This is a genomic window from Noviherbaspirillum sp. (genome assembly GCF_035944575.1).
In the GTDB taxonomy this organism is placed as follows: Bacteria; Pseudomonadota; Gammaproteobacteria; order Burkholderiales; family Burkholderiaceae_D; genus Noviherbaspirillum.
Genome location: NZ_DASZBA010000200.1, coordinates 1 through 14593, shown reverse-complemented (window position 1 = coordinate 14593; position 14593 = coordinate 1). Strand labels below are relative to the sequence as shown.

Annotated in this window: 19 protein-coding genes; 15 read left to right on the top strand and 4 right to left on the bottom strand. The window is 59.2% G+C overall.

What is annotated here, in order from left to right:
• Positions 1-3: 3 nt before the first annotated feature.
• From VGU61_RS15710 to VGU61_RS15695, 4 genes are all read left to right on the top strand, one after another.
• The gene (locus VGU61_RS15710) at positions 4-1503 is read left to right on the top strand and encodes a tripartite tricarboxylate transporter permease (protein WP_326860143.1); all 1500 of its coding nucleotides are present in this window, start codon (positions 4-6) and stop codon (positions 1501-1503) included.
• A gap of 111 nt (positions 1504-1614) precedes the next feature.
• Positions 1615-2115 (top strand): methylated-DNA--[protein]-cysteine S-methyltransferase, encoded by a 501-nt coding sequence (locus VGU61_RS15705; RefSeq protein ID WP_326860142.1) that lies wholly within the window; start codon positions 1615-1617, stop codon positions 2113-2115.
• Positions 2112-3026: a site-specific tyrosine recombinase XerD gene (gene xerD, locus VGU61_RS15700; RefSeq protein ID WP_326860141.1), complete on the top strand. Its 915-nt coding sequence runs from the start codon at positions 2112-2114 to the stop codon at positions 3024-3026. The genes VGU61_RS15705 and xerD overlap by 4 nt, the downstream gene beginning before the upstream one ends.
• Positions 3027-3051: 25 nt before the next feature.
• Positions 3052-3687 (top strand): LysE family translocator, encoded by a 636-nt coding sequence (locus tag VGU61_RS15695; protein WP_326860140.1) that lies wholly within the window; start codon positions 3052-3054, stop codon positions 3685-3687.
• A gap of 59 nt (positions 3688-3746) precedes the next feature.
• Here VGU61_RS15695 and VGU61_RS15690 read toward each other — a convergent pair whose 3' ends face one another.
• Positions 3747-4055, bottom strand: a complete 309-nt coding sequence (locus VGU61_RS15690; protein WP_326860139.1) for a GNAT family N-acetyltransferase — start codon at positions 4053-4055, stop codon at positions 3747-3749.
• A gap of 143 nt (positions 4056-4198) precedes the next feature.
• Between VGU61_RS15690 and VGU61_RS15685 the strand changes: the two genes are divergently transcribed.
• From VGU61_RS15685 to VGU61_RS15670, 4 genes are all read left to right on the top strand, one after another.
• Entirely contained in the window at positions 4199-4735 is a 537-nt protein-coding gene (locus tag VGU61_RS15685; protein ID WP_326860138.1) for a pyridoxamine 5'-phosphate oxidase family protein, read from the top strand.
• A complete protein-coding gene (locus VGU61_RS15680; RefSeq protein WP_326860137.1) occupies positions 4713-5057 on the top strand; it encodes a hypothetical protein in 345 nt (114 codons plus the stop codon). Before VGU61_RS15685 ends, VGU61_RS15680 begins: the two co-directional genes overlap by 23 nt.
• Positions 5058-5160: 103 nt before the next feature.
• Positions 5161-6114: a lysophospholipase gene (locus VGU61_RS15675; protein WP_326860136.1), complete on the top strand. Its 954-nt coding sequence runs from the start codon at positions 5161-5163 to the stop codon at positions 6112-6114.
• Between the two features lie 31 nt (positions 6115-6145).
• Positions 6146-7252 carry a DUF2855 family protein gene (locus tag VGU61_RS15670; protein WP_326860135.1) on the top strand — a complete coding sequence of 369 codons (1107 nt, stop codon included), beginning with the start codon at positions 6146-6148 and terminating at the stop codon, positions 7250-7252.
• A gap of 83 nt (positions 7253-7335) precedes the next feature.
• Here VGU61_RS15670 and VGU61_RS15665 read toward each other — a convergent pair whose 3' ends face one another.
• Positions 7336-7905, bottom strand: a complete 570-nt coding sequence (locus VGU61_RS15665) for a phasin family protein (protein ID WP_326860134.1) — start codon at positions 7903-7905, stop codon at positions 7336-7338.
• A gap of 307 nt (positions 7906-8212) precedes the next feature.
• On the opposite strand from VGU61_RS15665, the gene ybaK reads away from it, so the two are divergent.
• The 3 genes from ybaK (at position 8213) to VGU61_RS15650 (ending at position 9754) form a co-directional block, all read left to right on the top strand.
• Positions 8213-8704 (top strand): Cys-tRNA(Pro) deacylase, encoded by a 492-nt coding sequence (gene ybaK, locus VGU61_RS15660; RefSeq protein ID WP_326860133.1) that lies wholly within the window; start codon positions 8213-8215, stop codon positions 8702-8704.
• Between the two features lie 85 nt (positions 8705-8789).
• A complete protein-coding gene (gene plsY / locus VGU61_RS15655) occupies positions 8790-9395 on the top strand; it encodes a glycerol-3-phosphate 1-O-acyltransferase PlsY (protein ID WP_326860132.1) in 606 nt (201 codons plus the stop codon).
• A 38-nt stretch (positions 9396-9433) separates the two neighbouring features.
• Positions 9434-9754, top strand: coding sequence for a cupin domain-containing protein (locus VGU61_RS15650; protein WP_326860131.1), 321 nt, complete (start codon positions 9434-9436; stop codon positions 9752-9754).
• A 3-nt stretch (positions 9755-9757) separates the two neighbouring features.
• Here VGU61_RS15650 and tsaD read toward each other — a convergent pair whose 3' ends face one another.
• The gene (tsaD, locus tag VGU61_RS15645) at positions 9758-10786 is read right to left on the bottom strand and encodes a tRNA (adenosine(37)-N6)-threonylcarbamoyltransferase complex transferase subunit TsaD (RefSeq protein WP_326860130.1); all 1029 of its coding nucleotides are present in this window, start codon (positions 10784-10786) and stop codon (positions 9758-9760) included.
• Between the two features lie 111 nt (positions 10787-10897).
• On the opposite strand from tsaD, the gene VGU61_RS15640 reads away from it, so the two are divergent.
• Complete coding sequence (locus VGU61_RS15640; RefSeq protein ID WP_326860129.1) at positions 10898-11521, top strand: ANTAR domain-containing response regulator; 624 nt, start codon at positions 10898-10900, stop codon at positions 11519-11521.
• A 20-nt stretch (positions 11522-11541) separates the two neighbouring features.
• Here the strand turns inward: VGU61_RS15640 and VGU61_RS15635 are convergent, their stop codons facing one another.
• Positions 11542-11757: a hypothetical protein gene (locus tag VGU61_RS15635; protein WP_326860128.1), complete on the bottom strand. Its 216-nt coding sequence runs from the start codon at positions 11755-11757 to the stop codon at positions 11542-11544.
• A 120-nt stretch (positions 11758-11877) separates the two neighbouring features.
• On the opposite strand from VGU61_RS15635, the gene VGU61_RS15630 reads away from it, so the two are divergent.
• From VGU61_RS15630 to VGU61_RS15620, 3 genes are all read left to right on the top strand, one after another.
• Positions 11878-13143, top strand: coding sequence for a CmpA/NrtA family ABC transporter substrate-binding protein (locus tag VGU61_RS15630; RefSeq protein WP_326860127.1), 1266 nt, complete (start codon positions 11878-11880; stop codon positions 13141-13143).
• Between the two features lie 21 nt (positions 13144-13164).
• On the top strand, positions 13165-14106 hold the full coding sequence (gene ntrB / locus VGU61_RS15625; protein ID WP_326860126.1) for a nitrate ABC transporter permease: 942 nt from the start codon (positions 13165-13167) through the stop codon (positions 14104-14106).
• 45 nt (positions 14107-14151) lie between these two features.
• Positions 14152-14593 (top strand): ABC transporter ATP-binding protein (locus VGU61_RS15620; RefSeq protein ID WP_326860125.1); only part of this gene is annotated, 442 nt, incomplete at its 3' end.

Below are 14593 nucleotides of genomic sequence, written 5' to 3'. Positions count from 1 at the left end.
GGCATGGAATTATTCAGTAATCTGGCACTCGGATTCGACACTGTCTTTACAGTTACCAATCTGCTCTACTGCCTGTTGGGCGTTTTCCTCGGAACCGCGATCGGCGTTCTACCGGGCCTTGGCCCGACGGCGACCATCGCAATGCTGCTGCCGGCCACCTTCGCATTGCCGCCGGTTTCGTCGCTGATCATGTTGTCGGGGATTTATTACGGTTCCCAATACGGCGGCTCCACGACCGCCATTCTGGTCAACCTGCCAGGCGAATCCTCGTCCGTGGTCACTGCGCTCGACGGCTACCAGATGGCTCGCCAGGGCCATGCCGGCAAGGCGCTGGCCACGGCGGCACTCGGTTCCTTCTTCGCCGGCAGCGTCGCGACATTCCTGCTCGCGATCTTCGCGCCGCCGCTCGCCGATGTGGCATTGAAGTTCGGTCCGGCGGAGTATTTTTCGCTGATGGTGCTGGGCCTGGTGGCGTCGGTCGTGCTGGCACACGGTTCCCTGCTGCGCGCCATTGGCATGATCCTGCTCGGCCTGTTGTTCGGCCTGGTCGGTACGGACGTGAATTCCGGCACGCCGCGCTATACCTTCGACAGTCCCAACCTTGCCGACGGCATCAACTTCGTCGTGGTGGCGATGGGCATGTTCGGTATCGGTGAAATCATCCGCAATCTGGAGCAGGAAGAGACCCGCACCGTGATGGTGAAGAAGGTGCAGGGCCTGATGCCGAGCAAGGAAGACTTGAAGCGCATCGTCGCGCCTATCCTGCGCGGCACGGCGCTGGGTTCCGCGCTCGGTATCCTGCCGGGCGGCGGTGCGATGCTTTCCTCGTTCGCCGCATACTCGATCGAAAAGAAGGTATCGAAGAACTCGGCCAACTTCGGCAAGGGCGCAATCGAAGGCGTGGCGGCCCCGGAAGCTGCTAATAACGCCGGCGCCCAGACATCCTTCATCCCGATGCTGACACTCGGCATTCCGTCGAACCCGGTGATGGCGCTGATGATCGGCGCCATGATCATCCAGGGTATCCAGCCTGGTCCGGCTGTGATGACTGAACAGCCGACCTTGTTCTGGGGCATCATCGCATCGATGTGGATCGGCAACTTCTTCCTGATTGTGCTGAACCTGCCGATGATCGGCTTGTGGGTACGCATGATCATGGTGCCTTACCACTTCCTGTTCCCTGCCATCCTCATCTTCAGCAGCATCGGCGTATTCAGCCTGAACAACAGCGAGTTCGACATCTACATGATGGCGCTCTTCGGTCTGTTCGGTTACCTGTGCGCCAAGCTGGAAGCGGAACCGGCACCATTGATGCTCGGCTTCATCCTCGGGCCGATGATGGAAGAGTACTTGCGCCGTGCGCTGCTGCTGTCCCGCAGCGATCCGATGGTCTTCCTGCAACGCCCGATCAGCGCCACCATGCTCGCATTGGCCGCCATCGCGCTGGCCGTGGTGCTGTTGCCGGCATTGCGCAAGAAGCGGGAAGAGGCATTCGTGGAATAACGGCGGGACATGCGGCGCTGTGCGCCGCGTTGCGATCAGGACGGCATGCTTTGCAAGGAGCATGCCGTTTTTTCTTGTGGCGCCGCAATTATTCTGGTTTATCCTAACGCCATGAACGCGCAGCCCAATACCGACTTGTTTTCCGCCATCGTCGAAGCACCCTTTGGCGCCATCGGCATCCGCACCGAATCTGGCGTGGTGAAAGAGCTGGTCTATTTGCCCTGTCGTTTCAACGAAAAGTCCCCCGCCGACAAGCCGGCTGAACTTGCCGCGCAACAGGTGGAGCGCTACTTCAGGGAACCTGATTTCCGGTTCAACCTGCCGCTGGCCCCAGTCGGTACCGCTTTTCAGCGCAGGGTCTGGGAAGTCATTTCCGCCATCCCGCGCGGCGAAGTGCTTACCTACGGTGACGTTGCAAAAAAACTATGTTCAGCACCCCGCGCGGTGGGCCAGGCCTGCGGCGCCAACTGGTTTCCGTTGGTCATTCCCTGTCATCGGGTCACCGCCTCCGGCGGACTCGGCGGCTTTTCCAATCATGACGATGAAACCGGTTTTCATCTCGGCGTGAAGCGATGGCTGCTGGCCCATGAGGGTGTCGAGAAATACCGATGACCGTCGCAACGCATGAAAGCCTGACAAGCCAGGCATCGATCGACGAATTCTGCGACACGCTCTGGCTGGAGGATGGCCTGTCGAAGAACACGCTGGAAGCATATCGCCGCGACATGAGGCTGTTTGCGACATGGCTGCAGGCCGAGCGTGGAAAGATGTTGTACGACGCCCAGGCCGACGATTTGAATGCCTATTTCGCCGCCCGCCACGACAGCACCAAGGCGACCTCGGCCAATCGCCGGTTGGCGGTGCTGAAGCGTTTCTACCAGATGGCATTGCGGCAGAACCATATCGCGAGCGATCCCTGTCTGAGGATGAAATCCGCCAAGCAGCCGCCGCGGTATCCGAAGACCTTGTCCGAGGCACAGGTCGAAGCGCTGCTTGCCGCCCCGGACATATCTACTCCGCTCGGCTTGCGAGACCGCACGATGCTGGAGCTGATGTATGCAAGCGGCCTGCGGGTATCCGAACTCGTGCTGCTGAAAACAATTGAACTGGGCATGAACGAGGGCGTGTTGCGCATTACCGGCAAAGGCAGCAAGACCCGCCTGGTGCCGTTCGGCGAAGAGGCCCGCACCTGGATCGAACGCTATCTGAAAAATGCCCGCTCCGTCATCCTCAACGGCCGGATCGACGATGCGCTGTTCGTCACCGCACGCGGCGGCCCGATGACGCGGCAGATGTTTTGGACGCTGATCAAGAAACATGCGCTGAAGGCTGAAATCAATGCGCCGTTGTCACCGCATACCTTGCGGCATGCGTTCGCCACGCATCTGCTGAATCACGGCGCCGACCTGAGGGTGGTGCAACTGCTGCTCGGACATGCCGACATCTCGACAACACAGATATATACCCACGTGGCGCGCGAACGCCTGAAGAAGCTGCATGCGGAACATCATCCGCGGGGATGATGCGTTTCACGCCTGGAGGAACGTGATGATTGACCTTTCCACGCTGTCCGTTTTCCTGCTCGCGGTTCTCGCATTCTTTCTGTCACCCGGTCCCAATATGGCGTTCGTCCTTTCGCATGGCATTGCGCATGGGCCGCGCGGCGGATATGCGGCTGCATTGGGCATCGCCGCAGCCGACCTCGTGCATACGATGTTCGCGGCTGTCGGCATCACCGCGCTGGTTGCCGCATGGCCGCCGTCATTCGATCTGCTGCGTTATGCAGGGGCGCTTTATCTTGCCTGGCTTGCGTGGCAGGCTCTCCGCCGACCGGGCAGTGCCGCGATCTCGCAGGGAGAGAACGGCTCGCTCATGCGTGTATTCAGGATGGCGATGATCAACAACCTGCTCAATCCCAAGGCCCTGCTGTTTTTCATCGTGTTTCTGCCGCAGTTCGTCGACGCCGGGCGCGGCGACGTGCAACTGCAACTGATTGCGTTAGGCGCCATCCTGGCTATTGCCGGCCTTGCCTTCAATGCGGTGTTCGGCGCATTCAGCGGACAAGTCGGCAAATACCTGGAACGAAGTCCGCGTGCAGTGCGATATCAGTCGTGGTTCCTGGGCAGCGTACTGGCTGCGCTGGCGCTACGTCTGCTGTTGCTGGACCGGCCGGCGGGGCGGTAGGGGCAGCAGTCGACGCGTCGTTCATGGTTGTCGAATGATCCCCCCGCCGCTGGCACGCATTAAACCTTGAATGCCCGCCGGCTATCCGGCGTGACGAGATCAATATAATCGGGATGCCTGCGGATAAAGGCGGTGATGAACTGGCATACCGGAATCACCTGTTTTTGCTGGTTGCGCACATCATCGAGCGCCTTCTGCGCAAGTTGCGACCCATAGCCTTTGCCTTCGTGCTCGGAGGCGATCTCCGTATGGGTGAACATGACGGCGTCCTTCATCATGTTGTACTCCGCAAAGCCAAGTACTTGCTCACCGTCGAGCAGTTCGTAGCGATGTTTTTCCTCGTTGTTGCGTAGTGTCGTGTTGCTCATCGGTTTTCCTTTTGGCTAATAATGTTTCGGCTGCAGATGCGCATCATGGCATGACATCAGGCCCGCCCTTGCAGGAGCTGCCAGCCCAGGCGCTATACTTTCATGCAGACCGTCATTCTCAAATAAAAATCCGAGGAGCCGCCTTGCATATTGCCGATCATTGGAAGGAAATCCAGCGTGTTTTCCAGCATGGACAGATTTCAAGCTTGTATTGCTCGATTGCATCGGCCAGCCCCGATGGGACGCCGAACGTCACCCCGATAGGAACGGTATTCCTGCGCGACAACGGTACCGGCTTCTATTTCGACCAGTACACCAGCCTGCTGTCGCAGAATCTCGAAACCAACCCGAAAGTATGCCTGATGGCGGTGAACGCAAGCCCGACGTTCTGGTTCCGGTCCCTGTTCGGCGGACGTTTTGTCTCGCCGCCGGGCGTGCGCCTTTACGGCACGGTCGGCGCGCTGCGGCCGGCGACCGACGAAGAACTGCAACGCGTGCGGCGTCGTGTCGGCCCGGCACGCTGGCTGAAGGGCGGCCGCATGTTGTGGTCGGATTTTTCCCACGTGCGTGATGTGCAATTTGCTTCCTTCCGGCCGGTAAGGTATCCCGTCATGATGGACGGCATGTGGGCGCAGCAGGAAATCAGCCGACACAGTCATGAGCCCGGAACAGCAGCTTGACATCATCATTCGCGGCAAGGTGCGCGAGGCGGTGAATGCCCATCTTGGAGGGGATTGGTCGGCGCTGCCGAAATTGTTCACCATCCCTCGCTCAATGTTCGATGCATGGGCCGATAGCGTCGAACTGCCTTACGGCAGCGTATCACGAAAAATCTCCCGTTCGGACGGGGTGTATGTGTTGCAGGATGCGGAAGGCTGGCTGGTGTTTGAGCAGCGAAACGGCGTGCACCTCAACGGCGAACGAATCTACCCCGACTACAAGCAGGCAAAACGGGCGGCGTTGTCGCTGGCGTATCTGAGCGCGCTGCATGGCGCGGTATAGGTCCACCGGAAAGGTTAAGACGATTGCCATGCGCGCCTGATCGTTCTTTCCCGTTTTAGGTTATGTTGTCGGTCATTCCAATAAATAACGGAGACAACAAGCAATGAACACGACCCCTGCATCGAACTCATCAACCGGCAACGCTGAAACCAGCGCGTCTCATACCTTCCGTGCGAATGACGGCACCGACGTCCATTATCGGTATTGGGCGCCTGCTACCGCGCCGACAGCCGTCATCCAGATCGTGCACGGCGCGGCGGAGCACGGTGGTCGCTACGAGCGTTTTGCAAGGGCACTGGTCGGCCAGGGGTATGCCGTATATGCGACGGATCACCGCGGTCACGGCCGTACCCGCATCCGGTCCGGCGAACTCGGCGATGCCGGACCGGATGCATGGAACCGGTTCGTGGAGGACGAACAGCAGCTCAGCCAATCCTTACGCGAAAGGCATCCCACCGCAAAGCTGGTGCTGTTCGGCCACAGTATGGGATCGTTCATCACCCAGGATTACATGACGCGCCGCCCGGATCTTCTCGATGCGGTCATCCTGAGCGGCACCGCCTATGGTCCGCCGCCGCCGAAGGAAGCGATCGAGGCGTTGAATGCCGTGGCGCAGGCTTCGCCCCTCGGGCCGTCACAGATCTGGTCCAATCGCTTCGCCGATTTCAACAAGCCTTTTACCGGCAAGCCGGGCTTCGAATGGCTGAGCCGCGATCCGGAAGAGGTGCGTAAATACGAGGAAGATCCGCTGGCCGGCTTTGCCTTCACAAATGAGCTGGTGCGTGATTTTTTCCAGGGCATGGCGCTGCTGCGCGACCCGGCGCGCGAGGCACGCATACCTTCCGGCCTGCCGGTGCTGGTCATCCAGGGGGCGCTCGATCCGGTAGGCGCCAATTTGCAGGCGACGCATGCGCTGCTCGACCGCTTCAACGAACTGGGCCTGACACGCGTCAGCCATCATTTCTATCCCGAAGCGCGGCATGAGTTGCTCAACGAGACCAATCGCGATGAAGTGCAGCGCGATGTGCTGAACTGGCTTGCATCGGTCCTGAAGTGACCGCAACCAACGACCATAAAAGGAGATACCCATGACAAGCAATACGGAAACGGCCGCGCTGGATTTTCTCGTCAGCAGGAGCGATCTGCATCAGTGCAAAAGCGTACCCGCCGCAGTCACCAAGGACACTGTGCTGCAACCTGGACAGGTGCTGCTGAAAGTGGACCAGTTTGCCTTCACGTCCAACAACGTTACGTATGCCGCTTTCGGCGATGCGATGTCGTATTGGAATTTTTTTCCTGCCGAAGATGGATGGGGCAGGATTCCGGTCTGGGGCTTCGGCGAGGTGATTCGTTCGGAGCAGGAGGGGATCGCGCCGGGCGAGCGCTTCTACGGCTACTTCCCGATATCCTCCTATGTGGTCGTGGAACCGGAGCGCGTCGGCACATCCGGATTCTATGACGGCGTTGCGCACCGGAAGCCGCTGCATCCGCTTTACAACCAGTACCTGCGCACCAGCGCGGACCCGTCGTACCAAGAAAGCCGCGAAGCCGAACAGATGCTGCTGCGCCCATTGCTGATCACATCCTTCCTGATCGACGACTTCCTGTTCGATAACGGATTTTATGGCGCCAATGCGGTCATTCTATCCAGCGCCTCCAGCAAAACATCCTACGGTCTGGCCTTCATGCTGTCGCGCCGCCCGGGCAAGAACTACCAGGTAATCGGACTCACATCGCCGGGCAATGTGGAATTCGTGAAAAACCTCGGCTGCTACGACCAGGTACTGACATACGACCAGTTGACGTCGCTGCCCGCCGATACGCCGGTGGTGTATGTCGACATGGCCGGCAACGGTGAAGTCCGCAGCGCGCTGCACCATCATTTCGGCGACAACATGAAGTATTCCTGCGCGGTCGGCGGCACCCATTGGGAGCAGCGGGGTGGCGGCAGCAATCTGCCCGGTGCGCGGCCGACACTATTCTTCGCTCCGGCGCAAGCGAAGAAGCGGGCCGCCGATTGGGGGCCGCAGGGTGTGCAGGAACGTTTCGGCGAGGTCTGGAGCGCATTCCTGGCGGAGACGAAAGGATGGATGAAAGTGACCCGCCAAAGCGGACCGGATGCGGTCGAACGAGTCTACCGGGATATGATCGAAGGCCGCGCCAGGCCGGATGAAGGGCATGTGTTGTCGCTATGACGTCAACATGCCGATACAGCGGCGCATAAAAAAACGGGCCGCGAATGCGGCCCGTTTTCAGGGTAAAGCGAATTGCCTGCGAATTACTTGGCTTTGCGGATGCCAGCAGTAGTCTTTTCAGCGACTTGCGAGAACTGGGTCACGGCATTGTTCAGGTTCGCTTCCAGCACTTCGACAGCCTGCTTGGTTGTCTTGGTGAACTGCTCGTAACCTGCATTGGCGTTACCGATCGCGGACTTGAAAATCGCGACGACGTTCTCGGAACCAGCCGGTGCGTTCTTGGATACGTCTTCGACCAGAGCGGAAACCTTGCGGCCGGTTTCAGCGATATGCTCTTCAGTTGCGCGGGTGAACTCGGACTGCGCGCTGGTGGCGATGCCGGCCAGGTGACGGCCATAAGCGATTGCCTTGGCAGCGGTCGGCTGTGCCTGTGCTGCGGTCAGCGAGAAGAATTCCTGCGGGTCTTTTGCGGAAATCAGTTGACGTGCTGTGACAGCGGAGTCTTCCAGCGATGCCTTGGCAGCATTCAGATTCAGGTCAGCGATTTTTTCCATGCTTTCAAAAGTCTTGGAAGTCAGTGTGGTGAAAATCGCGAGCTGGTTTTCGAAGTTGGACTTGGCGGCGTTGACGAATTGTTCGTTAATTGGAAACATGGTTTTCTCCTAAGGTAAGGAAATCTGCGGAAATATATTGGGAGCGCTGTATTGTGCGCTGCAACAAAGGCTATTCTAAAGACTAAAACTCCTATGTCAAGCATTTTTGGTGCAATGCACAAAATATCTTTCGTTGTATTGCTGTAAAGCAAAAAATGCATTTACGGCTAGCAATTAAGTTCCCATACTAGTGATATTTTTATATGGTTTTGCATGTTGTGCGAGGCTTACGATGATCCTGCGCCAGGCATTACGAACCTTGGGTCTTCCTGCATAATGTGCACCACTTTTAATACGCATTATTTCCATGGCCAAGAAGGATCATGTTTCCGAGACTCCTGCGACCCAATTCCTGCGCAAGAACGGGATCGCTTTTTCCGAACACCCCTATCAATATGAAGAGCACGGCGGCACCGCCGTCTCCGCCCGCGAACTCGGCGTAGACGAACATCACGTCGTCAAGACCCTGGTCATGCAGGACGAGAGCACCAAGCCGCTCATTGTGCTGATGCATGGAGACCGCAAGGTGTCCACCAAGAACCTCGCCAGGCAGATCGGTTGCAAAAGTGTCGAACCCTGCAAGCCGGAAGTCGCCAGCCGGCATTCCGGATACCTTGTGGGCGGCACATCGCCCTTCGGCACACGCAAGGCAATGCCGGTGTACGTCGAAGAGACCGTCCTGGAACTCGACAAGATCTATATCAATGGCGGTCGACGTGGCTTCCTGATCGGCATCGATCCGAAATCCATGGCGACGGTCCTGCCGTTGAAGTCGGTGCACTGCGCACTGGAAGAATAAAATCCGGCGAACGTTCGTCTGCCCGCAGCTCGCTTTGCTGCTCCGGCAGGCACGCCAAATACAACATATTGAATCAAGGGAGAATATGAATACCGTCTTGTTTACAGTCGCGGCTTACCTGCTCGGTTCGGTTTCGTTCGCGGTCGTTGTCAGCAAATTATTCGGATTGGCCGATCCGCGCACTTATGGGTCGAAGAATCCGGGCGCGACAAATGTACTGCGCAGCGGCAACAAGGCCGCCGCGGCGCTGACCCTGCTGGGCGACGGTTTCAAGGGCTGGCTCGCAGTCTGGCTCGCGTCGGCATACGGGCCGCAGTTTGGCGTCGATGGCAGCGGCGTCGCGCTGGTATCGATCGCGGTTTTTCTTGGTCACCTGTGGCCGGTGTTTTTCCGGTTCGAAGGCGGCAAGGGTGTCGCGACCGCACTCGGCGTGCTGCTCGGCCTGAATGGCTGGCTGGGATTGGCGACATTGATCACCTGGCTGGTGATCGCCTACGCATTCCGCTACTCCTCGCTGGCGGCGCTTGTCGCTAGTGTATTCGCACCGTTCTACTATGGCCTGCTGTTCGGCACGGACATGAAACTGCTCGCGGTACTGGCGATGAGCGGACTTCTTATTTATCGGCACCGGCAGAATATCGCCAATCTGATGGCCGGCAAGGAAAGCAGGATCGGCAGCAAGAAGAAGTAGTCTTTCGAACGCTTCAAGCATATCCAACGGAGACAACCATGTTGAAAAGTCACGCATCCGAACGTCAATGGTTACCGACCGACTACGACGGTATCGATCGCAGCGTGCTGCGCCTGAATGACGGCGGAGGCCGGACGTCGCTGGTGCGGCTTGTGGCCGGCAGCAGGTTTCCGAGGCATGCGCACGTGGGCAGCGAGGAAGTGCTGGTCATCGAAGGGAAGGTAGTGATCGGCGGCGCGACACTTGCAGCCGGCGACTACCTGTACACCGAGGCGGGCGAGGAGCACGACGTGCAGGCGCTGGAAAACTCCGTCATTTACGTCGCTTCGCAGAAGCAGACGCCGATCGTCGAAAAGTAAGGATCAGTTCGGGCGCAGCTCGTCGAGCGGCCAGCGCGGCCTCACATTGAACGCATAGTCGCGCTGCGCCGCCTCGGGATGCACCTGCAGCCGCATTGCACCCGCGAATGCAATCATCGCGCCGTTGTCGGTGCAAAATTCCATTTCGGGATAGAAGACCTCGAAACGCCGCTTGACCGCCGCCTCGTTGAGCGCGTCGCGCAACTGCCGGTTGGCGCCGACGCCGCCGGCAATCACCAGCCTTTTCAAACCAGTCTGCTTCAACGCTTTCATGCACTTCGCCACCAGCACATCGACGATGGCTTCGACGAAGGCACGCGCGACATTCGCTTTGTCCTGTTCGCAGATATTGGCGGTGTGATTTTTCACCACGGTCAGCACCGCGGTTTTCAGGCCGGAAAAGCTGAAATTCAAATCCTTCGAATGCAGCATGGGCCGCGGCAGATCGTAGGCGCCGGGATCGCCGAATTCGGCAAGGCGCGAGATGGCCGGTCCGCCGGGATAGCCTAGGCCGAGCAGCTTGGCGGATTTGTCGAAGGCTTCGCCTGCCGCATCATCCAGCGTCTCGCCGAGCAATTCATACTGCCCGACGCCGTCCACCCGCATCAGCTGGGTATGGCCGCCCGAAATCAGCAAAGCGACGAAAGGGAATGCCGGCGGTGTTTTCGACAGCAACGGCGACAGCAGATGGCCTTCGAGATGGTGTATCCCGAGCACCGGCCGGTCGAGCGCCAGGCCGAGGCCGCAGGCGACCGATGCGCCGACCAGCAAGGCACCGGCAAGACCCGGGCCCTGGGTATAGGCGATCGCATCGATGGCGGAGCGTTCGATCACGCTCTCGCGCAACACCTGTTCGAGCAGCGGAATGGTGCGCTGAATATGATCCCGCGACGCCAGCTCCGGGACGACGCCGCCGTACTCCTCATGCATCGCGATCTGCGAGTAAAGAGCATGGGCGAGCAGGCCGCGTTGCGTGTCATACAACGCAAGGCCGGTTTCATCGCAGGAGGATTCGACGCCGAGAACGATCATGTGGAAACAATGAAGAGGGGAAAGAGGTGGCAAGCTTTTTGCAGCGACCCGTCATTGTAAAGGAAAGCCCTGCAAGTCCGCACACGCTGCCATTTTTGAAACTAGCCCACCATGACCGATTCCAAACAGTTGAAAATCATTGTCATCAATTCATTGGTCGCACCGGAAGGGGCAGACCAGGCCATGCAGGAACAGGCCGAGCGCGCCCGCGCACTGCGTATCGGTCTGCTGGAAGGGGGCTACAACATTCTGGCGGCACTGCCGCCGGACGCCGACCTGGAGGAGCAGATCGCCCAGTTGCAGCCGGACCTCATCATCGTCGATGCGCAATCGGACGCGGCCTTGAAAAAGGTCGTGGCTGCAACCGCCGATGCGCGGCGGCCGATCGTCTGCTTCACGGAAGATGGCGACAAGGCGAAGATGCATGCAGCCATCGAGGCCGGTGTATCCGCCTATGTGGTGGCCGGCTTGTCGGCGGAGAGGGTGAAGGCGGTGCTCGATGTGGCGATGGCGCGGTTCGAGGTCGATCAGAAGCTGCGCGTGGAGCTCAACGAAACCAAGCTGAAGCTGGCCGAGCGCAAGGTGATCGAGCGCGCCAAGGGATTGCTGATGGAGCGGCATCATTGCTCGGAAGACGATGCCTACCGCAAGCTGCGGCGGCTGGCGATGGACAAGAACCTGAAGCTGTCGGAAGTCGCGCAACGCATGCTCGATGTCGCCCATCTGCTTCTTTGAAAACCTTCCTCCCGCCTTCTTCAACTTTCTTCCAGGCGACGGTGCCGCCGAGATGCAGCGGCACCAAAAAGCGCGCCCTGTTTTGATGCGCCGCACAAAGCCGGTGCACGACTTCCCCGCATTTTCACCGAAACGCGCGCAAACAGGATGCGCGCCGCTCCTGCAACCGTGTGATGCCGCTGGCACACCAATTGCAGATGAGAGTCCAGTGCCAATGGCGGCGCGACGATCAGCAATACCGTCTTGACCAATGTCGGTCGAGGCATTTGGACAAAGGCGTCCGAATCGGATGAGTTCAGCTCATGCCGTTCGGACGCCTTTTTTTTGCCCAGTGCGATTTAATTCATGAGGAAGTCATGACAACGAAAGAAACAAAAACCAATTTGACCCGCCGCAGCATCCTGAAGACGGGCGCAGCGGTCACCGCAGCAGGGGCATTCGGCGCATTGGCAACGCAAGGGGCGTGGGCCGCGGGTTCGGACAAGCCCGAAAAGGAAGAGGTCAAGGTCGGCTTCATTCCGTTGACCGATTGCGCATCCGTCGTGATGGCATCGGTACTCGGCTTCGACAAGAAGTACGGTATCAAGATCGTGCCGACCAAGGAGGCATCGTGGCCAGGCGTGCGCGACAAGCTGGTCAACGGCGAGCTCGACGCGGCGCATGTGCTGTATGGCCTGGTCTACGGTGTTCATCTCGGCGTGAGCGGGCCGAAGAAGGACATGGCGATCCTGATGACGCTCAACAATAACGGCCAGGCGATCACGCTGTCGAAGAAGCTTGCCGACAAGGGCGCGGTCGATGGACCGTCGCTGGCCAAACTGATGCAGACCGACAAGCGCGAATACACCTTCGCCCAGACTTTCCCGACCGGCACCCACGCGATGTGGCTTTACTACTGGCTCGCGTCCTACGGCATCGACCCGATGAAGGACGCGAAGATCATCACCGTTCCGCCGCCGCAGATGGTCGCCAACATGCGCATCGGAAACATGGACGGATATTGCGTCGGCGAGCCGTGGGGCCACCGGGCAATTGCCGACGGTATCGGTATCACCGGCGTGACCACGCAGGATATCTGGAAGGATCATCCCGAAAAAGTCCTTGGCACCACCGCTGAATGGGTCAAGGCGAATCCGAATACGGCACGCGCGATGACGGCCGCCGTGCTGGAAGCGAGCAAATGGATCGATGCCTCACTGTCCAACAAGAACAAGATGGCGGAAACCATCGCCAACAAATCCTATGTCAATACATCGGTCGACGTGATCAACCAGCGCATTCTCGGCCGTTACCAGAACGGCCTGGGCAAGACCTGGGATGACCCGAATTACATGAAGTTCTATAACGACGGCAGCGTGAATTTCCCTTACCTGTCGGACGGCATGTGGTTCCTCACCCAGCATCGCCGCTGGGGCCTGCTTAAGGACGATGTCGATTACCTGGCAGTGGCCAAATCGATCAACCGCATTGATATGTACAAGGAGGCGGCTGCCATGGCGAACGCCAGCGTGCCGAAAGACGTCATGCGCACATCCAAGCTGGTGGATGGCGCGGTATGGGACGGCAAGAATCCGAAGGCGTATGCCGCTTCCTTCAAGATCAAGGCACAGGCCAACGCCTAAATTTTTCAGATTGGAGTCGTCATGAGCGCAGTAATGGATACGATGTTGAACAAGCCGGCCCCGCCCGCATCGCCGGTGATCGAGTCGCCGCCGAAGAAGGTGGAAGCCGATGCGGCGAGCACGGAGAGCGGCCGCCGCCGCATGGTCGGCACAGACACGCCGCTGATCGGCATGAAGAACGCCCAAGCGCGGGCGGCGCTGCTTGCGGTTCTGGCACCGGTTCTCGGCCTTGCCTTCCTCGTGCTGGTCTGGGAAATCGTCGCAGCCAAGAATGCCGGCTTCCCGGCACCGGCAGCGACATTGCAGGCAGCGATTGCAATATTTTCCGATCCGTTCTACCGCAACGGTCCGAACGACCAGGGCATTGGATGGAACCTGTTGTCGTCTCTGCAGCGGGTAGGCATCGGCTTCGGCATGGCCGCGGCCGTCGGTATTCCGCTCGGTTTCATGATCGGCCGGTTCAAGTTCCTGTCGGCGATGTTCAACCCGATCATCAGCCTGCTCAAGCCGGTGTCGCCGCTGGCCTGGCTGCCGATCGGCTTGCTGGTATTCAAGGCCGCCAATCCCGCCGCGATCTGGGCCATCTTCATCTGCTCCATCTGGCCGATGATCATCAACACCGCGGTGGGTGTGCAACGCGTACCGCAGGACTACATGAACGTCGCCAAGGTGCTGAATCTGTCGGAGTGGAAGATCGTCACCAAGATCCTGTTTCCCTCCGTGCTGCCTTACATGCTGACCGGCGTGCGCCTGGCAATTGGCACGGCATGGCTGGTGATCGTCGCGGCGGAGATGCTGACCGGCGGCGTGGGCATCGGTTTCTGGGTCTGGGATGAATGGAACAACCTCAACGTGCCGCACATCATCATCGCAATCGTCGTGATCGGCGTGGTGGGCCTGCTGCTTGAACAACTGCTGGTGACGATCGCAAAAGCATTCACCTATGAGGACGTGCGCAGCTGATGCTGCCCGGCCGCTTGGAACAACGGGTAATCAAAGGACATCCTCATGGACAACAACAGCAAATTCATCGAAATCCAGAACGCGGAAATGGTGTTCCATACCAAGAAGGGCACGTTTCACGCATTGAAAGACATCAACCTGCAAGTGAAGAAGGGCGAGTTCGTCACCTTGATCGGCCACTCGGGCTGCGGCAAGTCGACGCTGCTGAACCTGATTGCCGGCTTGTTGAGCGCGACCGACGGCACGCTGCTGTGCGCCAACCGGGAGATCGCCGGTCCGTCACCGGAGCGCGCCGTCGTGTTCCAGAATCACTCCTTGCTGCCGTGGCTGACCTGCCACGAGAACGTGCATCTCGCGGTGGAGAGGGTATTCGGTGCGAACGAGAACAAGGCGCAGTTGAAGGCGCGTACCAGGTCCGCACTGGCCCTGGTCGGACTGACTGCGGCGGAACACAAGCGGCCGCATGAGATCTCGGGCGGCATGAAGC